This is a genomic window from Henriciella mobilis, assembly GCF_003576285.1.
Lineage (GTDB): Bacteria > Pseudomonadota > Alphaproteobacteria > Caulobacterales > Hyphomonadaceae > Henriciella > Henriciella mobilis.
Map to the genome: position 1 here is coordinate 190612 of NZ_QWFX01000005.1, position 22203 is coordinate 212814.

Annotated in this window: 26 protein-coding genes; 12 read left to right on the forward strand and 14 right to left on the reverse strand. The window is 63.2% G+C overall.

Annotated features, from left to right (window positions below; translation table 11 throughout):
• Positions 1-20 precede the first annotated feature (20 nt).
• From D1223_RS00915 to D1223_RS00925, 3 genes are all read right to left on the reverse strand, one after another.
• The gene (locus D1223_RS00915) at positions 21-629 is read right to left on the reverse strand and encodes an SRPBCC family protein (RefSeq protein WP_119374530.1); all 609 of its coding nucleotides are present in this window, start codon (positions 627-629) and stop codon (positions 21-23) included.
• Between the two features lie 127 nt (positions 630-756).
• On the reverse strand, positions 757-1092 hold the full coding sequence (gene grxD / locus D1223_RS00920) for a Grx4 family monothiol glutaredoxin (protein ID WP_119374531.1): 336 nt from the start codon (positions 1090-1092) through the stop codon (positions 757-759).
• 76 nt (positions 1093-1168) lie between these two features.
• Entirely contained in the window at positions 1169-1498 is a 330-nt protein-coding gene (locus tag D1223_RS00925; RefSeq protein ID WP_119374532.1) for a DUF1476 domain-containing protein, read from the reverse strand.
• A gap of 256 nt (positions 1499-1754) precedes the next feature.
• On the opposite strand from D1223_RS00925, the gene purC reads away from it, so the two are divergent.
• From purC to D1223_RS00940, 3 genes are all read left to right on the forward strand, one after another.
• Complete coding sequence (gene purC / locus D1223_RS00930) at positions 1755-2525, forward strand: phosphoribosylaminoimidazolesuccinocarboxamide synthase (RefSeq protein ID WP_119374533.1); 771 nt, start codon at positions 1755-1757, stop codon at positions 2523-2525.
• 81 nt (positions 2526-2606) lie between these two features.
• The gene (purS, locus tag D1223_RS00935; RefSeq protein WP_119374534.1) at positions 2607-2849 is read left to right on the forward strand and encodes a phosphoribosylformylglycinamidine synthase subunit PurS; all 243 of its coding nucleotides are present in this window, start codon (positions 2607-2609) and stop codon (positions 2847-2849) included.
• A gap of 45 nt (positions 2850-2894) precedes the next feature.
• Positions 2895-3263, forward strand: a complete 369-nt coding sequence (locus D1223_RS00940) for an EthD domain-containing protein (RefSeq protein WP_119374535.1) — start codon at positions 2895-2897, stop codon at positions 3261-3263.
• A gap of 115 nt (positions 3264-3378) precedes the next feature.
• Here D1223_RS00940 and D1223_RS00945 read toward each other — a convergent pair whose 3' ends face one another.
• Positions 3379-4590: an NADP-dependent isocitrate dehydrogenase gene (locus D1223_RS00945; protein WP_119374536.1), complete on the reverse strand. Its 1212-nt coding sequence runs from the start codon at positions 4588-4590 to the stop codon at positions 3379-3381.
• 113 nt (positions 4591-4703) lie between these two features.
• On the opposite strand from D1223_RS00945, the gene D1223_RS00950 reads away from it, so the two are divergent.
• Genes D1223_RS00950 through D1223_RS00960 form a run of 3 tightly spaced genes read left to right on the forward strand, consistent with a single transcriptional unit; the run spans position 4704 to position 8114 of the window.
• On the forward strand, positions 4704-6128 hold the full coding sequence (locus tag D1223_RS00950; protein ID WP_147372633.1) for a hypothetical protein: 1425 nt from the start codon (positions 4704-4706) through the stop codon (positions 6126-6128).
• A gap of 5 nt (positions 6129-6133) precedes the next feature.
• The gene (locus D1223_RS00955) at positions 6134-6886 is read left to right on the forward strand and encodes an RNA methyltransferase (protein ID WP_119374538.1); all 753 of its coding nucleotides are present in this window, start codon (positions 6134-6136) and stop codon (positions 6884-6886) included.
• The gene (locus D1223_RS00960) at positions 6876-8114 is read left to right on the forward strand and encodes a TIGR03862 family flavoprotein (protein WP_119374539.1); all 1239 of its coding nucleotides are present in this window, start codon (positions 6876-6878) and stop codon (positions 8112-8114) included. The genes D1223_RS00955 and D1223_RS00960 overlap by 11 nt, the downstream gene beginning before the upstream one ends.
• Here D1223_RS00960 and D1223_RS00965 read toward each other — a convergent pair.
• Positions 8098-8808, reverse strand: coding sequence for a helix-turn-helix transcriptional regulator (locus tag D1223_RS00965; protein ID WP_119374540.1), 711 nt, complete (start codon positions 8806-8808; stop codon positions 8098-8100). The two genes, D1223_RS00960 and D1223_RS00965, sit on opposite strands and share 17 nt — an antisense overlap.
• 94 nt (positions 8809-8902) lie before the next feature.
• Between D1223_RS00965 and D1223_RS00970 the strand changes: the two genes are divergently transcribed.
• On the forward strand, positions 8903-9628 hold the full coding sequence (locus D1223_RS00970; RefSeq protein ID WP_119374541.1) for a glutathione S-transferase family protein: 726 nt from the start codon (positions 8903-8905) through the stop codon (positions 9626-9628).
• 23 nt (positions 9629-9651) lie between these two features.
• On the opposite strand, the gene D1223_RS00975 is transcribed toward D1223_RS00970, so the two are convergent.
• A complete protein-coding gene (locus D1223_RS00975; protein WP_119375232.1) occupies positions 9652-10116 on the reverse strand; it encodes a TIGR02301 family protein in 465 nt (154 codons plus the stop codon).
• Between D1223_RS00975 and D1223_RS00980 the strand changes: the two genes are divergently transcribed.
• Both D1223_RS00980 and D1223_RS00985 read left to right on the forward strand, forming a co-directional pair.
• Positions 10093-11085, forward strand: a complete 993-nt coding sequence (locus D1223_RS00980; RefSeq protein ID WP_119374542.1) for an NAD(P)-dependent oxidoreductase — start codon at positions 10093-10095, stop codon at positions 11083-11085. The two genes, D1223_RS00975 and D1223_RS00980, sit on opposite strands and share 24 nt — an antisense overlap.
• 39 nt (positions 11086-11124) lie before the next feature.
• The gene (locus D1223_RS00985; RefSeq protein ID WP_119374543.1) at positions 11125-12387 is read left to right on the forward strand and encodes a mechanosensitive ion channel family protein; all 1263 of its coding nucleotides are present in this window, start codon (positions 11125-11127) and stop codon (positions 12385-12387) included.
• A 62-nt stretch (positions 12388-12449) separates the two neighbouring features.
• Here the strand turns inward: D1223_RS00985 and D1223_RS00990 are convergent, their stop codons facing one another.
• The 4 genes from D1223_RS00990 to D1223_RS01005 all read right to left on the reverse strand — a co-directional run bounded on the left by D1223_RS00990 (position 12450) and on the right by D1223_RS01005 (position 15062).
• Positions 12450-12761, reverse strand: a complete 312-nt coding sequence (locus D1223_RS00990) for a hypothetical protein (RefSeq protein WP_119374544.1) — start codon at positions 12759-12761, stop codon at positions 12450-12452.
• A 69-nt stretch (positions 12762-12830) separates the two neighbouring features.
• Complete coding sequence (locus tag D1223_RS00995) at positions 12831-13532, reverse strand: molecular chaperone DjiA (protein WP_119374545.1); 702 nt, start codon at positions 13530-13532, stop codon at positions 12831-12833.
• Between the two features lie 107 nt (positions 13533-13639).
• Positions 13640-14515, reverse strand: coding sequence for an ion transporter (locus D1223_RS01000; RefSeq protein WP_119374546.1), 876 nt, complete (start codon positions 14513-14515; stop codon positions 13640-13642).
• Between the two features lie 64 nt (positions 14516-14579).
• Positions 14580-15062, reverse strand: a complete 483-nt coding sequence (locus D1223_RS01005) for a YybH family protein (protein ID WP_119374547.1) — start codon at positions 15060-15062, stop codon at positions 14580-14582.
• Between the two features lie 119 nt (positions 15063-15181).
• Between D1223_RS01005 and D1223_RS01010 the strand changes: the two genes are divergently transcribed.
• Together D1223_RS01010 and queF are read left to right on the forward strand one after the other, a co-directional pair.
• The gene (locus tag D1223_RS01010) at positions 15182-16222 is read left to right on the forward strand and encodes a calcium/sodium antiporter (RefSeq protein ID WP_119374548.1); all 1041 of its coding nucleotides are present in this window, start codon (positions 15182-15184) and stop codon (positions 16220-16222) included.
• Entirely contained in the window at positions 16219-16683 is a 465-nt protein-coding gene (gene queF / locus D1223_RS01015; protein WP_119374549.1) for a preQ(1) synthase, read from the forward strand. The genes D1223_RS01010 and queF overlap by 4 nt, the downstream gene beginning before the upstream one ends.
• Here the strand turns inward: queF and D1223_RS01020 are convergent.
• On the reverse strand, positions 16680-18386 hold the full coding sequence (locus D1223_RS01020) for an alkaline phosphatase D family protein (RefSeq protein WP_119374550.1): 1707 nt from the start codon (positions 18384-18386) through the stop codon (positions 16680-16682). The two genes, queF and D1223_RS01020, sit on opposite strands and share 4 nt — an antisense overlap.
• An 83-nt stretch (positions 18387-18469) precedes the next feature.
• On the opposite strand from D1223_RS01020, the gene D1223_RS01025 reads away from it, so the two are divergent.
• The gene (locus D1223_RS01025) at positions 18470-19477 is read left to right on the forward strand and encodes an RluA family pseudouridine synthase (RefSeq protein WP_119374551.1); all 1008 of its coding nucleotides are present in this window, start codon (positions 18470-18472) and stop codon (positions 19475-19477) included.
• Between the two features lie 108 nt (positions 19478-19585).
• Here the strand turns inward: D1223_RS01025 and ald are convergent, their stop codons facing one another.
• The 3 genes from ald to phoU form a co-directional block, all read right to left on the reverse strand.
• Positions 19586-20707, reverse strand: a complete 1122-nt coding sequence (gene ald, locus D1223_RS01030) for an alanine dehydrogenase (RefSeq protein ID WP_119374552.1) — start codon at positions 20705-20707, stop codon at positions 19586-19588.
• Positions 20708-20800: 93 nt separating this feature from the next.
• Positions 20801-21487, reverse strand: a complete 687-nt coding sequence (gene phoB, locus D1223_RS01035) for a phosphate regulon transcriptional regulator PhoB (RefSeq protein ID WP_119374553.1) — start codon at positions 21485-21487, stop codon at positions 20801-20803.
• Complete coding sequence (phoU, locus tag D1223_RS01040; protein WP_119375233.1) at positions 21484-22185, reverse strand: phosphate signaling complex protein PhoU; 702 nt, start codon at positions 22183-22185, stop codon at positions 21484-21486. The genes phoB and phoU overlap by 4 nt, the downstream gene beginning before the upstream one ends.
• Between the last annotated feature and the right edge of the window lie 18 nt (positions 22186-22203).

Genomic DNA, 22203 nt, shown 5'->3' on the forward strand with positions numbered 1-22203 from the left:
ATGATTCTTATGCGGCGATATTACTCCGCGCTCTGCCGTTCCGCGAACAAGGCCTGCCAGTCGGTTGGGCCTTTCACGAAACGGTCATGGAGGGCGCGTAGCGAATACGCGTTGCCCTGAATGAAGAAGTCGCGCAACCGGGCGGACTCCTCATCATCGCCATACCCCACACCTGAAATCTTGACCCGGGTACGGTCGGTGCCGACCGGTTCGAATTCGAACACCGAAACGAGGCGGTCGAGGACTTCCTGCGACGCGAACCCGGGAGGCGCCTGCACCGTTTTCAGGACGAGTAATTTTCCCGGAAGGTAAGCTAGAATTTCCAGCTTGATGTTGTCGCTGCTGCCGGCTTCGGCGTCGAGCTGGTAGCTGCTCTCGATGGATCCGCCAATTCGAAAATCGATTATGGCGAATGGAGTTGCCCACGCCGTATAGCCGTCTGACGTGGTGAAGGCGTCCCAGACCTCTCCCGCGTCCGCCTCGACGATGATTTGCTGTTCCAGAATGTCGCCCGTGTTGGCCGTTTCAACAACGCCGGATTGCAAGGCGGTATCTGTTGGAACCGGTTCGTGGGCAGTGCATGCGGCCAGTGCTATCACGAACGATGAGACGGCGACGGAAGGTTTCATCAGCGCTACTCCATAACCCTATGGTTCAATTAGAGTGCGATAATGGAAACGCCGTCAATCGTAGTATTGGAAACAAGCGCGGGCGGGGACCGGGCCGGCAACCTGTTTCCTGGCTAAAAGCGGCAGGTCAGGCCGCTTCCATCTCGATGCCCTTTTCGGCCATGAACTCTTTCAGTTCACCGCTTTCGAACATTTCCTTGATGATGTCGCAGCCGCCGACGAATTCGCCCTTCACATAGAGCTGGGGAATGGTCGGCCAGTCGGAATAGACCTTGATGCCTTCGCGCACGGCCTGGTCTTCCAGGACATTGGTCGCGACATAGTCGACGCCGAGATAGTCGAGCACCTGGACGACGACCGAGGAGAAACCGCATTGCGGGAAGGTCGGTGTGCCTTTCATGAAGAGCACCACGTCATTGCCCTTCACGGCCTTGTCGATGGCTGCCTGGATGTCGTCGCTCATGTGAGGTCTCCGGTGTCTGGCTTCGCGAAGAGAGATGAGGCGGAGACGGGCCGGCTTCAAGAGGCCCGTCTGCCGACTACTCCTTTACTTCCTTCATGACCTGTTCGCGCGCGACGGCGATCAGTTCGGCCATGTGCTCGCGGATGCGGGCATCGGTGCGGTCGACGCCGGCCTTGTCGAGGTCGCCGCGCACCTTGCGGAAGACGTCCTCATCGCCCGGCTCTTCCAGGTCCGACATGACGACGGTCTTGGCATAGGCCTCTGCATCCTTGCCCGACAGGTTCATCAGGTCTGCGGCCCACAGGCCGAGCAGCTTGTTGCGGCGGTTCATGATCTTGAACTGGAGCGCGGAGTCGTGGGCGTACTTGGCTTCCTCGGCGCGTTCACGGTCGTCGAAAGTGCTCATTTGGCAGGCCTTCCTGTCTTGGTGGGCATATCAGTGTTCCGGCGCGGTATAGTTCGCCGCAGCCCTGTCGCGCAAGACTGCCACGGCGCCGCAGCCCACCGCAAGCAGCCAATCGCTTTTCCGGCCCTGAAACATGACACTGAATCAGCATTTGTTTCGCCGCGCGCTTCGGAGTAACACTCCACACTTGATTCCGAGGGGTGGCACCGGGGTGCCCGGGCACTGCCGCCTGCTTTCCTCCAGGGGGAGATTCGCGATGTCGCGCCGGCGCATGATTTATGAAGGCAAGGCCAAGATCCTCTATGAGGGGCCTGAGCCCGGTACGCTGATCCAGTATTTCAAGGATGACGCCACCGCGTTCAACGCGGAAAAGAAAGCCGTTCTCGATGGCAAGGGCGTCCTGAACAACCGCATCAGCGAGTTCATCATGACCCGCCTCGGCGCGGTCGGTATCCCGAACCATTTCATCAAGCGCATAAACATGCGCGAGCAGCTGATCCGCAAGGTCGAGATCATCCCGCTCGAAGTGATCGTGCGCAATGTCGCTGCCGGCACCATGTCGAAGCGCCTCGGCATTGCCGAGGGCGAGACGCTGCCGCGCGCCATTGTCGAGTTCTGCTACAAGAAGGACGAGCTGGGCGATCCGCTGGTCTCCGAAGAGCATATCGCGGCCTTTGGCTGGGCGAGCCCGCAGGAGCTGGATGACATCATCTCGCTGGCCCTGCGCATCAATGACTTCATGTCCGGCCTGTTTGCGGCCGTCGGTATCCGCCTCGTTGACTTCAAGCTGGAATTCGGCCGTCACTTCGAGGGCGACATGGTGCGCACCATCCTCGCCGATGAGATCAGCCCGGACAGCTGCCGGCTGTGGGACCTCGTGACCAATGAGAAGCTCGACAAGGACCGCTTCCGCCGCGACCTTGGCGGGGTGACGGAGGCCTATGCAGAGGTCGCCCGGCGTCTCGGCATCATCAAGGAAAGCGCGCAGGGCGGAGAAGTCGTCGACTTTTCCAGCGCCGGGAAATAGGGCGCTCACCGCTGGTTTCCATCGCCGGGCAAATCGGCTAAACCCGCGCCGGATCGTCAGCAAAGACAGGAAATCCTGACCATGAAAGCCATTGTCCATGTCGGCCTGAAACCCGGTGTCCTCGATCCGCAGGGCAAGGCTGTGGCCGACACGCTCGGCCGGATGGGCTATTCGGAAGTCCAGGGCGCGCGCATCGGCAAGGTGATCGAGCTGGACCTCACCGGCATCGACCCGGCCAAGGCGGACACGCGCGTCAAGGAGATGTGCGAGAAGCTGCTCGCCAATACGGTGATCGAATCCTATCGATACGAACTGGTCGAATAGGGTTCTCCCGCGCTAGGCTCTGCCGGAAAACCGGAGGAGCCCGCCATGATCAAACTCACCTTCTGCCTGCACCGCCTGCCGCATCTTTCGCGGGAGGAATTCCAGACATACTGGCGCGAACAGCACGCTCCGCTGGTTGCCAAGCATGCCAAGACGCTGGGCATTGCGCGCTATGTGCAGACCCACGCGGTAACCCATGATTTCAACGGCGTGATGCGGGAAAGCCGCGGGGCGCCGGAGATGCATGACGGCGTCGCCGAGCTCTGGTGGGACAGCTGGGAGGCGCTGTTCAAGGCAGGCGAGAACCCAGGCAATGCAGAGGCTGGCGCCGCCCTGCTGGAGGATGAGCGCAAATTCATCGACCTCGCCCGCTCCCCACTCTGGTTCAACGAGGAACATGTGATCGTGGGGTGAGAGTTTCCCCGCTGGCACGGTTCCTGGACCGGCCGGTCAGGCCATAAAAGAAAAGCCCCGGTCGGTCTGACCGGGGCTTTGTATTTTGATCCGCCCGAAAGCGGCGTCAGGCGCGTTACGCCATCGCCTTTTCGAGGTTCTCGGCCACCGCTTCGAGGAAGCCTTCGGTGGTCAGCCAGTCCTGGTCGGGGCCGATGAGCAGGGCGAGGTCCTTGGTCATCTTGCCTTCTTCGACCGTCTGGATGACGACCTTTTCCAGCGTCTCGGCGAACTCGGTCACCTTCGGCGTGTTGTCGAGGCGGCCACGGTGGGCGAGGCCACGCGTCCAGGCGTAGATCGACGCGATCGAGTTGGTCGAGGTCGCTTCGCCCTTCTGGTGGTTGCGGTAGTGACGGGTCACCGTGCCGTGCGCGGCTTCGGCTTCGACCGTCTTGCCGTCGGGCGACATGAGAACAGACGTCATCAGGCCGAGCGAGCCGAAGCCCTGGGCGACCGTGTCGGACTGCACGTCACCGTCATAGTTCTTACAGGCCCAGACATAGCCACCGGACCATTTCATGGCGGCGGCCACCATGTCGTCGATCAGGCGGTGCTCATAGGTGCCACCGAACTCCTTGAAGGCGTCGGCGAACTCATTGTCGAACACTTCCTGGAACAGGTCCTTGAAGCGGCCGTCATAGGCTTTCAGGATCGTGTTCTTGGTCGACAGGTAGACCGGCCATTTGCGGTTCAGGCCATAATTGAACGAGGCGCGCGCGAAATCGCGGATCGACTCGTCGAGGTTGTACATGCCCATCGCGATACCGGAAGACGGCGCGTCGAACACGTCATGCTCGATCACGGTGCCGTCCTCGCCTTCGAACTTCATCGTCAGCTTGCCCTTGCCAGGGAATTTGAAGTCGGTCGCGCGGTACTGGTCACCGAAGGCGTGACGGCCGATGACGATCGGCTTGGTCCAGCCCGGCACGAGGCGCGGGACGTTGGAGATCACGATCGGCTCACGGAAGACGACGCCGCCGAGGATGTTGCGGATCGTGCCGTTCGGCGACTTCCACATCTTCTTCAGGCCGAATTCCTCGACGCGGGCTTCGTCCGGCGTGATCGTCGCGCACTTCACGCCAACGCCGTATTTCTTGATCGCGTTTGCCGAGTCGATGGTGATCTGGTCGTCCGTCGCATCGCGGCTTTCAATGCCGAGATCATAGTATTTCAGATCGACATCGAGATAGGGGTGAATGAGACGGTCCTTGATCATCTGCCAGATGATGCGGGTCATCTCGTCGCCGTCGATTTCGACAACGGGATTTTCGACCTTGATCTTTGCCATCGGATGGAAGTCCTTTCAGTTGCACTGCTTTCCGGGCGGCTATAGCAGAAGGGTATGAGAGGTCAAAAGCGACTTTCGGGCGCGCGAGGGGCAGACTGGACAGGATGCAACTCATGCAGCGATTAATTATTGTTTTTATTGTACTTTTTTCGTTCGGTGGGCTCGCGGCCCAAGCGCAGCTGCCAGACGGCGCAGATGCCGAAGTCAGGCTGTCGCCTGAAGAATCCGGCAACTGGCGCGTCGAATACACCTTCGCGGAGCCGCAGAGCGTGCTCGCCCTGGTGCGCTCGACGGGCGACTATCGCGAGCTGACATGGTCCGTCACCTCCGACAATGCCCGCTTCGGGCGGGTTGCCGGGATCGACGTCATCGCCCTCGACGAACCGGCGCGGACGGTCAGTTTCAGCATCATCCCGCTGACCAGCACGCTGGTCGGCGAGTACACGCCGTTCGTCACCTTCGCCGATGGCAGTGTCGCGGTGCATGACGGCCAGTTCAGCGTTGCGCCCCTGGACAGTCTCGAGGCCGTCGAAGCGCTGGAGGGCGACACGTCCAATATCGGCGTCCCGGCGCTCAGCATGGACGTGGTCCTGTCATCGGACACGCCGATCATCGTCGATGGCGAGGTGCATCAGGGCAAGGTCCGCCACCGCGTCGATGGCGATGGCACCTATATCTATCTCGGCAATAGCGAGATCGAGGAATTCGACAGCTTCACCGCTGTCATCGACAAGCGCCTGCCCGCCTGGCTGCGCGACCGGTTCGACAGTGACCTCGAGGCGATCTTCTCGGCCTATGAACAGCTCTGGGGCTTCGACCTCGAGCACAAGGCGACGGTGATGCTGGCCTACAAGGGCGCGACAGCCGACGGGTTTTCCGTCACGGGCGGAGCGCTCGACCAGCTGCTGATGATGGAAATGGGCGGCACGGCGCTGAATGCGCCGGACGATGATGTGCTGTCCTACGTCCACTGGTTCTTCGCGCATGAGGCCGCCCATCTTTTCCAGATCGACCGTGGCGTCGGGTTTGCCAGCGGCGCGCAATCCTGGATCCATGAGGGGGCGGCCAACACGATGGCCTACAGCCTGATAGCGTCCATGATGGAGCAGGATGGGGCCAAGCGCTTCCTCGCGGGCGTCTATGGCCGGGCCTTCGATGAATGCGTCACCACACTGGAGGCCGGGCCGCTCGCAACGGCGGCTGAGCGCGAAGCCTTCTCGGCGCATTATTCGTGCGGCGATTTCATCGCGCTTGCGACCGATGGCTTCCTCAAGCAGCGCAATCTTTACGGCTTCTGGAACCGGCTGGTGTCGATGGCCAAGGGCGAGCCGGACGAAAAGGTCGACGAAGACACCTATTTCTCCACAATGCAGATCCTCGGCGCGACAAAGGCCCAGCGCAATGCCGTGCGCGCGCTTGTCGAAGGCCGGCCGGACAATGCCCGCAAGACACTGACCAACCTGCTGGAAAAGGCCGGGCTGGAGCCGGAGTTCAGCGCAGGCGGGCAGTTGATTGCGCTGAAATGGCCGGACTATTAGGCGGAATGAACAAGACCCGACAACCTGTCATCATCCTGGCCGAGCCGCAGCTGGGTGAGAATATCGGCGCGTCTGCGCGCGCCATGCTGAATTTCGGCCTGACGGAGCTGCGCATCGCGGCCCCGCGCGATGGCTGGCCCAATCCTGCCGCCGAGCCGCTGGCCGCCGGTGCGTTTGAGGCCGGGGTCAATGTCACCGCTTTCGATAGCGTCGAGGCGGCCTGCGCCGATCTCGGTTATCTCGTTGCGGCGACGGCCCGCCCGCGCGGCATGGAGAAACCGGTCACCAATGCAGGTGGTGCAGTGGACCTGTTGAAGGCACAGGCGCGGCCGACGGGCGTCCTTTTTGGCAATGAGGCGCAGGGGCTGTCCAATGACCATGTCGCCCTCTGCGATGCGATCATGACCTATCCGGTGAACAAGGCGTTCGCCTCGCTCAACCTCTCGCAGGCCGTCATCGTCTTTGCCCACGCCTGGGGCGAGGCCCTGGGACAGGCGGGCCGTTTCGAGGGGACGGATGCAGGCGTCGGCGATCCGGCGAGCCGCGAGGAGCTGATCGGCATGTTCGAGCATTTCGAGGCCGAGCTGGAACGCGCAGGCTATTTCTATCCGCCGGACAAGACGCCGCTGATGACCCGAAACCTGCGCAACGCCTTCATTCGCGGCCAGTGGACCAGCCAGGAGGTGCGCACCTTCCGGGGCGCCGTCAAGGCCCTCGCCATCGGGCGCGGCAAGGCGCGGATCGTCCGTGACGACTGAGCGGGTTGCGGTCATCGGTACCGGGCCGGCGGCGCTGATGGCGGCTGAGGTTATCACCGGGGCAGGGCTGGGCGTTGATATCTATGAGGCCATGCCGAGCGCCGGGCGCAAGTTCCTGATGGCGGGCAAGAGCGGGCTCAACATCTCCCATATCGGCTCGCATGAAGACTTTGCCGCGCAGTATCAGGATCATGATGGCCGGCTGCGCGACTGCCTGAGGGCGTTCGGGCCAGAGGACGTCGTCCAATGGATGGACGGCCTTGGCATGCCCGCGCATACCGGCCCGACAGGGCGCATATTTCCGCAATCCATGAAAGCCTCGCCGCTGCTGCGTGCCTGGCTGCGCCGCCTGGAGGGCCGCGGTGCCCGCCTGCACCTGAAGCACCGGTGGACCAGTTGGGACGACGAGGGTGCCCTGGTCTTGAATGCGCCAGAAGGACGGGTTGTTGTCCGGCCGGCTGCGACCGTGTTCGCGCTCGGCGGGGGCAGCTGGCGGCGGCTCGGTTCGGATGGCGAATGGACGGCGCCTTTCGCGGAAGCCGGTATCCCGGTGACACGTTTCCGGCCGTCCAATTGTGGCTTCCTCGTCGACTGGTCCGACCGGATGCGGGATGCGTTCGCCGGTGCCCCGGTGAAGGGGGTGCGGCTCTCGGCGGCTGGTCGGGAGACACGGGAGGAGCTCACCATCACGGCGCGCGGTGTGGAAAGCGGCGGCATCTATACCCTGTCCGCACCCTTGCGGGACGCGATTGAAACGGACGGCTCTGCAACGCTGTGGCTGGACCTGCTGCCTGATCTGGAGGCGTCCGGGATCGTCCGGCGGCTCGCGGCTGCGCCGGCCAAGCAGTCCCTGTCGAACCGGCTGCGCAAGGCGCTGAAGCTGACCGGCGTGAAGGCCGCCCTGCTTTTCGAGTGCGCCGACCGGGGGGCGCTGAAACATTCCGAAGACGCCGCAAAAGCGATCAAGGCCTTGCCCCTGAGGCTGACCGGCGCGGCGCCGCTGGACGAAGCCATCTCCACGGCGGGCGGTGTCGCATGGGATGCGCTGGATGCGAACTTCATGCTGACCGGCAAGCCCGGCCATTTTTGCGCGGGCGAAATGATTGCCTGGGACGCGCCGACCGGCGGTTACCTGATCACGGCCTGCATGGCGACAGGGCGCGCAGCCGGGGCCGGTGTGCTCGCGTGGCTGGCGCGCGAGAGATCAGGCGTCAGTCGCCAGCTTTAGAGCTGTTTCGTTCAGCCTCGCGTGATTGGTTCCAGCGCGTGCGCAAGATAGCGACCCGCTCTGGAAACCGCTCATCGAGCAGGGTCGCAGCCTGCACGCGGTCTGTGCGAAAATGCCGGAAGTCCTGACGCAGCTCGCACCAGGCACAGATCAGGCGGACAGTCTCCCAATAGGCCACGAGGAACGGCCAGATTGTGCGGGACGACGTCCTGCCGGCCTCATCGGCATAGTCGATATCGAGCTTGGACTGCGTCCGGATGGCCGTGCGCACCAGCGAGACATCGAAACTGTCCTCGATATGGCCGCCAAAGCGGGTAATCGGCTGCAGGCCCGCATCCACGATAACCGGTTCGAGTTCGGCGGGGATGACGCTGGACAGTTTCGCAATCAGGTCTTCGGCGCCGCGGGCGAGCGCCGGGTCACCGCGGGCCGCCACCCATTTGGCCCCGAGGACCGCCGCCTCCAGTTCGTCCGCCGTCAGCATCAGCGGCGGCAGGTCATAGCCGCGCTCCAGCACATAGCCGGTGCCGGCCTCGCCGCGGATCGGGACGCGCTGGGCGATCAGCTCCGCCATGTCGCGGTAGAGCGTGCGCAGGGAAACTTCCAGTTCCTCGGCCAGCGCCTGCCCGGTCACGGGACGTCGCTTGCGGCGCAGGATCTGGATGATCCGGAAGAGGCGTTCGGTTCGCCGCATTCTGTTTTCGTTCTCCTGACACGCTGCTGACAATATGCTGTCAGCAGCCCTCATCTAGCAAGGCCTTTCCCGAAGAAAGAAGAGGAGAAGTGCCATGACAACGCTATTTGGATGGGGGCCGATGTTCGATTGCCCGTCGCCGAGCCCCTTTGTGATGAAGTCGGATATCCAGCTGCAGATGCTGGGCGTCGATTTCGACCGGGCCATCGCCGACCTGGAGGCCGTCTCGAAGCACAAGGCACCCTATGTCGAGGATGACGGCCAGATCATCCAGGATTCCAATTTCATCCGCGCCCACTTCGAGAAGAAGCTGGGCCGCTCGCTGAATGACGGGCTGACCCCGCGCGAGCAGGCGCTAAGCTGGGCGCTGGAGCGGATGGCCGAAGGGCATCTCAATGCCGTGATGGCTGGCGAGCGCTGGATGAACGAAGCGAATTTCCGAAAAGGCCCGGCCAGCTTCTTCATGGGCGCGCCGGAGCCGATGCGCGAAACGGTGATCCGCGAGACGCTGGACACCATGCGCCAGACGCGCTGGCAGTCGGGCATCGGGCGCCATTCGCATGACGAGCAGCTGCAGCTGGCGGGCTTCGACCTCGCCGCCATTGCAGCTCAGCTGAGCGATCGGCTTTTCCTGCTGGGCGATGAGCCGACGGTGGCCGACGCGTCCATCTCTGCCGTCCTCATCTCCTGTGCGACGCCGTATTTCGACACCCCGCTTGTCGAGATGGTGCACGCGCATGCGAACCTGCCCGGCTATATCCGCCGGATGCGCGAATCCTACCTGCCTGAGGGTGTCTGGCCGGAGCTCCAGATGGCCTGATGACGGGGCCGGCCTGCCTGGCGCTAGCGTCCCCGCGCGCCGCTGGGCAGGTTGGCTTCGGCCAGCGCATTGGCGAGCTGCTGGCCGGTCGAGGCATACATCTTTTCAGCTGACACCGCGGCTTCGTCGCACTGGCGGCGCCGGGCGCTCTCGGCCTGGAAGGCGTTGTTGAAGGCATCGACCATGGAGGATCGCAGGCGGCTGCGATAGGGCGCCTCGACGCCGAGCAGTTCCTGCATGTAGACGCGCCAGTACTGGTCGTCCCGGCCATTGCAGAGCAGGCGGATCGCATGCGCCGAGCCGAGCGTGGACGACAGCGAGACGACATCCCTCAGATAGTCCTGGCTGCGCGTGTCGCTAAGGTCGTAATCAGGATTGAAATCCTGCTGATATTCGCCCTGATACTGGCCATTGGCGCCCATGGCTGGCAGGAAGGCCAGAAACAAGGCCGGTAGGAGGCGCCAGTGTACGAATGTCTGCTTCATCATGAGACTTTCTCGCGGCTTGAGGCTCGCCTCAAGCCTTTCTCGGACCGAATTTCACCTGTGACGGTCTCCGATAGCGGCGAAATCGGGCGGCCATGGGGCGAAGCTGCATGTGACGCCCTGATCGCGCATGGCAATGCCGATGTCTGGTTCAGCGGCGCCGCGCGGGCCTTCGGGAAGTATCTCTATGCGGCAGACCGTCTGGATTTTTTCCAGTCGAGCGCGGCGGGGCTGGAAAACCCGTTCCTGCAGAAGATCGGTGAGAAGGCGCAGGCCTATGCGTCCAGTCATGTGCAGTCCGATGCGATTGCCGACTGGGTGCTGTGGGCCGGGTACGACTGGTTCGGCAATGGGGCTGCGCGGCGCGCGGCCCAGGCCGCGAAGGAATGGCGCAACGTGCATTTTCGCGAAATCCAGTCGACCCACTGGCTCATCTACGGCTTTGGCCATATCGGCGAGGCTGTCGGCCGGCGCTTGAAGGGGCTTGGCGCGCATGTCACCGGCGTGCGCCGGTCCGACCAGGTCTCGCCCTTTGCCGACCGGATCGTCCATCCGAACGATGTGAGCGCCGACGAGATCGGCCAGGCCGACGCTGTCCTGCTCTGCTGTCCGCATACAGAAGAGACAGAAAACCTCGCCGATGCCGACTTCTTCGCGGCGATGAAGGAGGGGAGCCTCTTTTCCAATGTCGGGCGCGGGGCGCTGGTTGACGAGGCAGCCCTGCTAAAGGCGCTCGATGCCGGCAGGCCGGCGCATGCGACCATCGACGTTACCCGCGAGGAACCGCTGCCAGCCGATCACCCGCTATGGACCCATCCGGGCGTGACGCTGACAGCCCACACCTCCGCACTGACCAGCGAATCGCGCAAGCGCAATGACGAACTTTTCCTGGAAAACCTGTCGGCCTTCCTGAATGGCGAGCCCCTTCGCAACCTCGTCGATGCAAAGGCCTTCGCCGACCAGTCTGTATGATCGCTTGCGGTGTCTGCTGTCACGGGCGTATCAAGCAGCATGGCTGACGCATTGGCGAAACTGATCGGGCTGGGTTCGGGCCCCATGTTGCAGGAAGAGCCGCGAAAGCCGCTCTCCGAGCCGCTTGATGCGCTCGGTGAGACCGCGGAATCGGCAACCGAGGCAGCCAGCGAATTTGCGACCTGGGTCGCTTCGGGCTCACGCGAGGCGCTGATCGCTCTCGGCCTGGCCGTCGCCATGACCGTCATTCTGTGGTTCGCGCGCTGGGGCCTCATCCGGCTGATGCGCCACCTTCCGCGCAATGACGACTATTCGCTATCGGCGATCTTCAACCGGATCGTGAGACGGTTCCGGATCTATTTCATGCTGGCGACGGCGCTCCTGATTACCGACCGAATCATGGAGCTGCCGCAGACCATTTCGACCTTCAGCCACGTGCTGTTCGTGATCACCGCGACGTTGCAGGCGGCCGAGTTGCTGCAGGAAGCGGCGATCTCATCAATCCGGCGCCAGGCCATTCGCAACCCGCAGGATGCCAGCACGCTGGCTTCGGCCGTGAACCTCATCAAATGGTTCATCAATGTCGTGATCTGGTCCTTTGCGCTGCTGCTGATCCTGGACAATGTCGGCGCGGATGTGACGACGCTGATTGCCGGTCTCGGTATCGGCGGTATCGCGATCGGTCTGGCCGCGCAGGGCATGTTCCGCGACCTCTTCTCCTCGCTCTCCATCGTGCTCGACAAGCCATTCCAGGTTGGCGACACGGTGCGCTACCGCGACACCTGGGGCGACATTGAGGATATTGGCCTGAAGACGACGCGCATCCGCTCCAAGAGCGGTGAGCAGATCATCATCTCCAACACCAACCTCCTGGAAGAAGAGATCCACAATATGCGCCGCATGAACCGGCGGCGCATCGAGACGCAGTTCGGGGTGATCTTCCAGACGCCGCCCAAGGTCGCCGAGGCGATCCCCGGCATGGTGGCAGAACTGGTGAAAGGCGTTCAGGGCGTCTCGTTCGACCGCTGCAGCATGGCCGCTTTCGGCCCGAGCTCGCTGGATTATGAACTCGTCTTCTATTCGCTGAACCCCGACTTCAACCGATCCATGGCGGCGCGTTCCAACGTGCTGCTGGCGCTGTTCCGCAAGTTCAAGGAAGAGGGTGTGGAGTTCGCCTATCCGACCCAGACGCTCTACGTCAGCGGCGTGGAGAATGTGCCGGAGGGCCGCTTCGAGGCGAAGACCTCAGAGGATGCGCTTGTCGTGGAAGGTCCGCTCGACGCCGGGACAGACAAAAGCTGAGCCCGGCCGGGTCAGCGCAGCCTAGTAATTTGCGAGTGTGAGAAGCGTCCGGAAAGGAGGGCTTACTCGACCGTCCAGCCGCGCGCGGTGCGGTGCGCGTCGAGCGTGATGCCGTCGCTTTCGGCCTCGGTGCGGGTTGTCGTGCGCGTGGTGAAAATGGTTTCGCGGCGACCGCCCGTGGTCAGGCGCAGGAGGATAGCCACCGTGGCGATGACCAGGCCAACAATGGCTGTCATCACCGCAAACATTCCGGCCATGACGATGATGGCGAGGGCAAGGATGCCGCGCAGCGCCCAACGTGCGCCTTCACGCAAGCCGTTGCCGATGCGTGCCAGGATGGCGTCGAAAGAAAGGGTTGAGCGTGCTGCTGTCATCTTCAAGTCTCCCAGCCCTCAACATGATATCGCCCGGCGAATTCGTCAATCACGCGAGCGAAATCGCCTTCAATTGGCCGCAATCAGGCCCCGTTCTGCCCGGATCCGCGCATAGGCGCCCGTGATCGCGGCAGCCTTGTCATGCGCGGCCAATTCGAATTCGCGCGGTGCGCCATTGCCGACGATGCGGTCGGGGTGGTTGTCCGCCATCAGCTTGCGATAGGCGCGGCGGATATCGTCGAAGGCGGCATCGTGGGCAACGCCGAGAATATGATACGGATCGTCCCGGTCCGGTCCGAGATGGCTTGCCCGGATCCGCCGGAAGGTTGTTTCGTCGAAGCCGAAATTTTCCGCGACCGTGCGAAGATACTGCATCTCGTCATCGGTCACCACGCCATCGGCGCCGGCGATCATGAACAGGCCGTCCAGCACGCCCTCGAGCAGGCATGGCCGGGCGCTGTACTTCTTGCCGATGCGCCGGGCATAGGCCTCATAGCCGCGGACGGTCTGGCGGGCGATATTGAAGACGCGGCGAACCTTGTCGGCGTCTTCCGGCGCTGCGCGGAAGACGCGGGAGAAGACCATGATCTCGCTGTCGCTGACCCGGCCGTCGGCCGCGGCCATCTTGGCGCCCAGACCGATCACGGCGGCGGTAAATCCGACATCGTTTGGATCGGGCGCGCAGCCTTGTTCGGCGGACTCCGGTTCGTCCTGCACGTCGCTGTCAAAAAGGCGCTTTCCACCCTCGATAAGGATCTGCCAGAGGCTCATCGTCCTACAACTATAGCGGGTTATTCGGGCAAAATCAGGCCCCGGATGCTCAATTGTCTTGCGACAAAATGTGAAATGTTCGTGATCAACCGGTTTCAGGCGGCGTCCTAGCGCTGCTGCGACTGTTGTGAAACCACCGATTTCAGTTCTGCGATCTCGTCCTTCAGCGAGCGCAGCAGGTCGAAGATTTCGTCGCGTTCTTCCTCGGCATGCTCGGCATCTTCCTCGATATCCTCGAGCAATTCCTCGGTCGCTGCCTTCTGTTCGGCCGCCAGCGCATCGACGATCAGGGCGATGAACAGGTTTAGCACGGCAAAGCTCGCCACGAAGATGAAGGTCAGGAAGAAGAGCGGCGCCCATGGATGGCCGTCATCGACAACCTTCTGGACGACCTCGAACCGCCAGCCATCCATCGTCATCACCTGAAACAGGGAATAGGCCGAGCTTGGCAGGTCGCCGAACAGCTCCAGCACCTCCTCATTCGAGGTGTCGCCGTACATGTTCGTCGCCATCACCGCATAGACATAGGTCAGCAGCGCCAGCACCGCGACGATGGCGCCCATGCCCGGCAGCGCCTTGAGCAGCGCCTCGGTTATCCGCCGCATCATCGGCACGACATGCAGCAGGCGCAGCACACGCAAGACGCGCATGGCCCGCAGCACCGAGAAACCCTGTCCGCCCGGCACCATGGATATGCCGACGACGATGAAGTCGAACCAGTTCCAGCCAGACCTGAAGAACATGAACCGGTAGACGAACAGCTTCAGCAGGATCTCGAAGGCGAAGGCGTAGGTAATCCCCCGGTCCATGACCTCGAGCCAGTAGACCGATGTCGGCGGCAGCGAGTCGGCATAGGTCAGAATGCCGAGAATGGCGGCATTGAGGATGATCAGCCCGGTGATCAGGTTCAGGAACCAGCGGCTCTCGATCGCTGCTTCAAGCGGCGAATTGCTGGTCGTTTCGTCGAGTGTCGCGCGCGCCATGTCCCCTCGCTCGCCTTATGGTCGAGTTCGCTACAGGGGTTTCATACCCTGCGGTACGAATTGTTCAATCAGCCGACGTGGTCGTATCGCTGATGATCTTCCATTCGCCGTCCATGCGCCGAAGGACCAGCGTGAAAAGCCCGCCCGGCGTGTCGTTTTCCCGCTCCAGCTGCCAGCGGCCATGCACGATGGCAGCATCTGGCGAGAGGCGCACAATCTCCAGGTCGCTGGTGTCGAGTGTGCCCATCGCGGCGCGGCTGGAATAGCGCGTGCGGTAGCGCTCCAGCGTCGGGGCATAGCCGCGCACGACCGTCCCGCCGGAGGCAAAGCGCAGCTCGGGCGACTGCCAGTAGCCGTCCATGAAGCCCTCAATGTCGCCTGCATTCCATGCCTCGTCCTGGCGGTCGAGCAGGGCCGTGATCGCCGCCTCGTCCTCGGCGACAGACGGGACGGAGGCGTCCGCGGCGGCCGGTTCGGCTGTCTGGCAGGCGGTCACCGAAAAGCCGGCCAGGCACAGGGCAGTCGCAGCAAGGATGGTTTGGCGCATTGATTTCTCTCCGATGTTCAGGTGGGAGTGTAGTCAAAGGCCCGCCAGATGAAACCGCCTTTGGCGGAATGTGTTTTACACGCTAGAGAGTTGCACAAGAGTTCGGGAGTCGGAAATTCATGATCATGGTCGCGCTGATCGTCGGCGGTCTGCTTTTGCTGTTTGCTGGCGGTGAGATGCTCGTTCGCGGGTCGGTGGGTGTTGCCCGCCGGCTTGGTATGTCGGAATTACTTATTGGCTTGACGCTGGTCGGTTTCGGCACCTCGATGCCGGAGCTCGTGACCAGCCTGCAGGCGCTGTCGGATGGTGCGACCGGGATCTCGGTGGGCAATGTCATCGGGTCCAACGTCGCCAATGTCCTGCTGGTGATCGGGGCCGCCTGCCTGATCTCGCCGATCATTACCCATCCGCGCGCCCTTGCCCGCGACGGGCTGTTCATGATCGGCGCAACCGTTCTTTTCGCTGTCGTGCTCTGGTTCGACGGGTTTACACGGGTCATGGGCTTCATCTTCGTTGCCATCCTGATCGCCTATCTCGTCGCCTCCGTCATTCTCGACCGGCGCAAGCAGTCGGCTGCCGCAAAGGTCCACTCCGGCGAGGCGGAGGTCATCGAGACCCATGAGCCTCTCTTTATCTCGCTGGTCCTGGCCGTCCTCGGCATTGCAGGCGTCGTCGCCGGTGCGAAGCTGCTGGTGACCGGCGGTTCCGATCTCGCCCGTGCCTTCGGCATTTCGGAGACGGTGATCGGCCTGTCCATCGTCGCCATCGGCACCAGCCTGCCGGAACTCGTCACCTCGATCATGTCGGCCATCAAGGGCAAGGCGGATGTGGCGCTCGGCAATGTGCTCGGCTCAAACGTGTTCAACATATTGGGCATCATGGGCGTGTCGGCCGCCGTTTACCCCTTCAGCATCATCGCGCCTGCGGCGCCGGATGGCACCAAGCCGCTCGATGTCGAGGCGATGAGCTTTCCGGCGGGCGACAGCCTCGTGACGATGCAGGACATGGGCGCCCTCGCGCTGTCGGTGATCCTGCTTGTCCTGTTCGCCTATACCGGGCGCAAGCTCGCCCGCTGGGAAGGCGCCGTGCTTCTCGGCGGCTACGCGCTCTATATGGCGATGAGCTTCAATCTCCTGCCGCACTTCGGAGGCGCCGCGTGAGCAAGGACATCTATTCCGGTCTCGATCAGCTCGGCGCATCGAGCACGATCCCGGCCTCTCCGGAGGAGGCAAAGCTCGAGCGCGTGCCCAATCCGCATGCCGGCACGCTTTATCTCACCCGCTTCACTGCGCCGGAATTTACCTCGCTCTGCCCGGTCACGGGCCAGCCGGACTTTGCGCATATCGTCATCGATTATGCGCCGGGCGAGTGGCTCGTCGAAAGCAAGAGCCTGAAGCTCTACCTGACCTCGTTCCGCAACCATGGCGCCTTCCATGAGGATTGCACCGTCGCCATCGGCAAGCGGCTTGTCGATCTGCTCGCGCCGCAATGGCTGCGCATCTATGGCTACTGGTATCCGCGCGGCGGGATACCGATCGACGTCTTCTGGCAAAGCGGGCCGGTGCCGGACGGGCTCTATGTGCCCGATACCGGCGTTCCGTCCTATCGCGGGCGCGGCTAGGCTTTCGCCAGCGCCGTCATGGCCTCGCCGTCGCGGCGTGTGACGAAGCTGGCGACCTTCTCTGTCGAATAGGTTTCCTCGAGCACGGTGGACACCTTGAAATAGTCCGCCGTCACCGCGTCGGCGTCGAGCGTCACGAGGATGTAGCCGTGGCCATTGGGGTCGAACCATTCGACATCCTCATTCGCCTCGGCAAACATCTCGCCGAGATCGGGGACATCCTTCACATACTTGCCCATGCCGGGCGAGGTGACCGAGGTGCAGCCGAACTCGACCCCGCGCAGGGCGCCGGCCTTGTCATGCAGCTCATTGGCCCAGGCCGTGTGCGTGTCACCGGTGAAGGTGACGAGCCGCGCGCCGGCCGTGGCGGCTGAATTGTAGAGCCGTTCGCGCGCCGCCGGGAAACCGTCCCAGGCGTCGAGATTGAAGGGCAGGCCGAGCTGGCTGAAGGGGATCATGCCCGCGACATAGCCGGTCTGTGCGGCCTGCTGTTTGGGAGTCAGCGCCTCGACAAGGTTCGGCGGCTTCACGTTCGCCATGATCACCTGGTTGGCGAGGACCTGCCAGGCCTTGCCGGAGGAGACGGAGCTCTTCAGCCCCTTGTCCAGCCAGGCTTCCTGGACACCGCCCAGCATGGTGCGGCTTTCGTCGCTGACGCGGCCCATCACTTCCATCGCCTTGTCCGGAACCTCTTCAGGTGCAACCCCAGCCAGTTCGGCACCCCAGGAGATTTCGTCCGAGCGGCCGGTGAGGCGCGACTCCAGGCAGAAGACGGTTGCAAGATCACCGAAGTCGAACTGGCGGTAGATGGCGCTGTAATCGCGCCCCGCCGTCACGTCGCGGACCGGCATCCACTCCATATAGGCCTGGACGGCGGCCTGCTTGCGGTCGGTCCAGTTGCCTTCGGTTTCCGGCTGATGGTTTTCCGCGCCGGTGCGATAGGCATTGTTGGTGCTTTCATGGTCGTCCCAAGTGCACAGCCACGGCGCGGCGGCATGGGCGGCCTGGGCCTTCGGGTCGCTCTTGTACTGCGCATGGCGCATCCGGTAGTCGCCGAGGGTAATGACCTCCATGGGCGGCTCATGGAAACGGCCGAGTTCCTGCGCCGTCTCCGCGCCATAGCCATCCACGCCGTATTCGTAGAAATAGTCGCCGAGATGGATGATCGCATCGAGATCGTTCATCCGGCCAAGATCGTCATAGACGTTGAAATAGCCGAACTGCCAGTTCGAGCAGGAGATGACCGCGAACTTGACCGGGTCTGTGCCCGAGGCGGCCAGCGTCTTCGTGCGGCCAACGGGGGAGGTGATATCGCCCGCCGCTGTCTTCGCGGTGAAGCGGTAGAAATACTGCGTGGCCGGATCGAGGCCGGTCATGTCGACCTTCACCGTGAAATCGCGGCCGGGTGTCGCTTCTGCGAGGGCCTGGCCAACGATGTCGGTGAGACCGGCATCGCGCGCAACAATCAGGCTGACCGGGACCGGTGCGGTGGCGTCCTCATCCGCAGGCGTTACGCGTGTCCAGAGGATGACCCGGTCGGACAGCGGGTCACCGGAGGCAACGCCGTGATCGAAGCTCGCCTCGCCCGGAAAGGCCGGACGATTATCGGCCAGCGGATCGCCGCCGGCTGGCGTCGCACAGGCCGCCAGCCCTGCAGCACCTGCACTGAAACCAAGGAAATGACGCCTGGAAAACCTGCTCATGAAACCCGCTCCTCCCGAATTGCTGTGTTCTTTTATGCTGCCATCATGACGAATACGCGAAAGCAGGTCTATAAGCTGCAGCGATGAGCAAATTGACCGCCACCGCGACACCGGCCGACAATGGGACCCGCCTCGACAGATTCCTGTCCGAACAGTTTCCGGACCTGTCGCGTTCGCGTGCGAAGGCACTGGTCAAGGAAGGGGCGGTGACCGCCGGCGGCGCGCTCGCCGATGATCCGAAGGCGGCTGTGCGCCCGGGCATCACCTATGAGATCGACATGCCGCCGCCTGTCCCCGCGACGCCGGAGCCGGAGGACATCCCGCTCGACGTGTTGTTCGAGGACGAGCACCTCATCCTCGTCAACAAGCCCGCCGGCATGGCCGTCCATCCTGCGCCCGGCAGCTGGCAGGGCACGCTGGTGAATGCGCTGCTGCATCATTGCAAGGGCGAACTGCCGGGCATCGGGGGCGTGGAACGGCCTGGTATCGTCCACCGCATCGACAAGAATACGACCGGCGTCCTGGCCGTCGCAAAGACCGAAGCGGCCCATGCCGGCCTGTCGGCGCTGTTCAAGACCCACGATATCGAGCGGACCTATCTCGCCATCACGCGCGGGGCGCCAAGGCCGCTTGTCGGCACGGTCGACATGCGCATTGCCCGCTCGACCAGCGACCGCAAGAAGATGGCTGTCATCCGCGACGAGGAGAGCGAGGATGGGCGCCATGCCGTCACCCATTACAGGGCGCTTGAGACATTCGGGGAACTCGACAAGGGCACGGGGCTACCCGCCGCTGCGCTGATGGAATGCCGGCTGGAGACAGGGCGTACCCACCAGATCCGCGTGCACATGGCGCATATCGGTGCGCCGCTGATCGGCGATCCGACCTATGGCAAGCATCGCGGCATCAAGGCGTATGGGGCGGGCGAAGCCTTCATCGAGGCGACGACATTGGCGCGCCAGTTCGACCGCCAGGCGCTGCATGCAGCCAGCCTCGGCTTCGTCCACCCGGTGACGGGAGACGACGTCTTCGCCGAAGCCCCACTTCCGGAGGATATGGCCGCGCTGCTGACCGCGCTGCGGCGGATGTGAGGCGGCCCCACCCCGACCCTCCCCAGGGGGGAGGGGGAAGGGGTGCGCAATCGGTTACCAGCTTCGCCCCCTCCCCGCTCGCGGGGAGGGTCGGGGTGGGGCGAATGCCTAGGCTTCGGGCTTGAACCAGTCCGGCAGCTTGTAGGTCATGCCGAGGTCTCTGGCGACCTGCTCATGGGTGATGTGGCCTTCGGCGACGGTCAGGCCGTGGGCAAGGTGAGCGTTCTCGTTCAGCGCGGCTTTCGTGCCCTTGTTGGCGATCTGCATGACGAAGGGCAGGGTGGCATTGTTCAGCGCATAGGTGGAGGTGCGCGGCACGGCGCCCGGCATGTTGGCGACGCAATAGTGCAGGATGCCGTCGACGTCGTAGATCGGGTCTTCATGGGTGGTCGGCTTCGAGGTCTCGAAGCAGCCGCCCTGGTCGATGGCGATATCGACGAGGACCGCGCCGGGCTTCATCGTTTTCAGCTGCTCGCGCGAGATGAGCTTGGGCGCCGATGCGCCGGGAATGAGCACTGCGCCGATGACGAGGTCGGCTTCCTTCACGGCGGCGGCCAGCGAGGCCTTGGTCGAGTACATGGTCTTGACGAGGCCGTTGAACTGGGCGTCGAGCTCGGCGAGGCGATTATTGTTGCGGTCGAAGACCGTGACGTCCGCGCGCATGCCGACGGCGATTTCAGCGGCATTCGTGCCCGAGACGCCGCCGCCGATGATGATCACCTTGGCCGGCTGCGTGCCGGGGACGCCGCCGAGCAGCAGGCCGCGACCGCGCCGGGTGCGCATCAGGGCCCAGGCGGCGACCTGCATCGACATCCGGCCGGCCACCTGGCTCATGGGCCTGAGCAGCGGCAGGCCGCCGGAAGGCTCGGTCACCGTCTCATAGGCGATGGCCGTACAGCCGGACTTGATCAGCCCTTTGGCCTGGACCGGGTCCGGCGCGAGGTGGAGATAGGTGAAAAGCGTGTGAGCGGGCGTCAGGCGCGCGGTTTCTTCCGGCTGCGGCTCCTTCACCTTCACGATCAATTCGGCTGATTTGAAAACCGCGTCCGCATCCGGCACGATGGTTGCGCCCACCGCGGTGTATTCCTCGTCGGAGAGACCCGAGCCCACGCCCGCATTGGATTGGACAAAGACCTCGTGCCCGGCGCTCACAAGGTCGCCGACGCTTTCCGGCGTCAGGCCGACACGCGACTCCTGCTTCTTAATTTCGCTCGGCACACCAATGCGCATGACAGACCTCCAGAAATGCTCATAGACAATTTAGTGCCTGCGCTAGGAGGTTCTTGCTAATATTGCAAGAAAATGTGGTGGCTTCTTGCGCAGTTAGTTCGCGCGAAGGGAATATCCTGCCGAGCGGACGGTGCGGATCGGGTCATCGCCGCCATTGCTCATCAGTGCCTTGCGTAGCCGCCCGACATGCACGTCCACGGTGCGCGCCTCGACATAGACGTCCGAGCCCCACACCCCGTCCAGCAGCTGTTCGCGCGAGAAGACGCGGCCCGGATGCTGGATGAAATAGTCAAGCAGGCGGAATTCGGTCGGCCCGAGATGAATGCCTTCGCCATTGCGGGTGACCGTGTGGGTCGTGCGGTCGACGACAATATCGCCGACAACCACCTTGTCCTCGATCAGCGCCGGACGGATCCGGCGCAACACGGCGCGCACCCGCGCCATCAGCTCTGTCGTCGAGAAGGGCTTGGTGACGTAATCGTCCGCGCCGGTGTCGAGCCCGCGGATGCGATCGGCTTCCTCGGTGCGCGCGGTCAGCATGATGACCGGCAGGTTCGCCGTCTCGGGCTTGGAGCGGATACGGCGGCAGACCTCGATCCCCGGCACCTTGGGTAGCATCCAGTCGAGAAGGACGAGGTCCGGCACGCGTTCGTCCAGCTGGATCATGGCTTCATCGCCATCCGGGGCGACCGCCGTTTCATAACCTTCGCGCTCGAGATTGTAGCGCAGCAGTTCCGCGACAGCTTTCTCGTCTTCAGCGATCAGGACGAAAGGTTTCAACGCCCGCTTCCCTCTTTCTTGATCCGGGCTTCGATGTGATCGCCCGTCGCTGTTTCCCCGGTGACCATGTAGTAGACGGCTTTGGCGATGTTCGTCGCGTGGTCGCCGATCCGTTCAAGGTTCTTGGCCATGAACATGAGGTGGGTGTTGGACCCGATCTGGCGCGGATCCTCCATCATGTAGGTCAGCGTTTCGCGGAAGAAGGAGACGTAGTGGTCGTCGATGTCGTCATCGAGTTCGAGCACTTCGATGGCGGCGTTGACGTCCTGGCGCAGATAGGCGTCGAGGGCCTTCTGCAGCTGGTAGGAGACAGACCGCGACATGCGCTCGATGCTCTTGACGGCGGCGCGGTTCTCCTCGCCGGTCAGCTCCAGGCAGCGCTTCGCGATGTTCTTGCAGAGGTCACCGATCCGCTCGATATCGCCTGCGAGCTTCATCGCGCCGAGCACGGCGCGCAGGTCGGCGGCCATCGGATGGCGCAGGGCGATAAGCCGGATGATCGCCTTTTCGGCCTCGGCTTCAAGCTCGTCGATGGCTTCATCGCGCTTGATGACCTGCCGGGCCAGTTCCAGGTCGAAGGTGACCACGGCGCGGCTGGAATCGTTGATCATGGCCTCGGCGAGGCCGCCCATCCGCAACAGGTTCGCTGAAAGATGCTCCAGCTCGTCGGTGAAAGCGGTGACAATGTGTTCTGACATCATGTGCTTCTGTGCTTG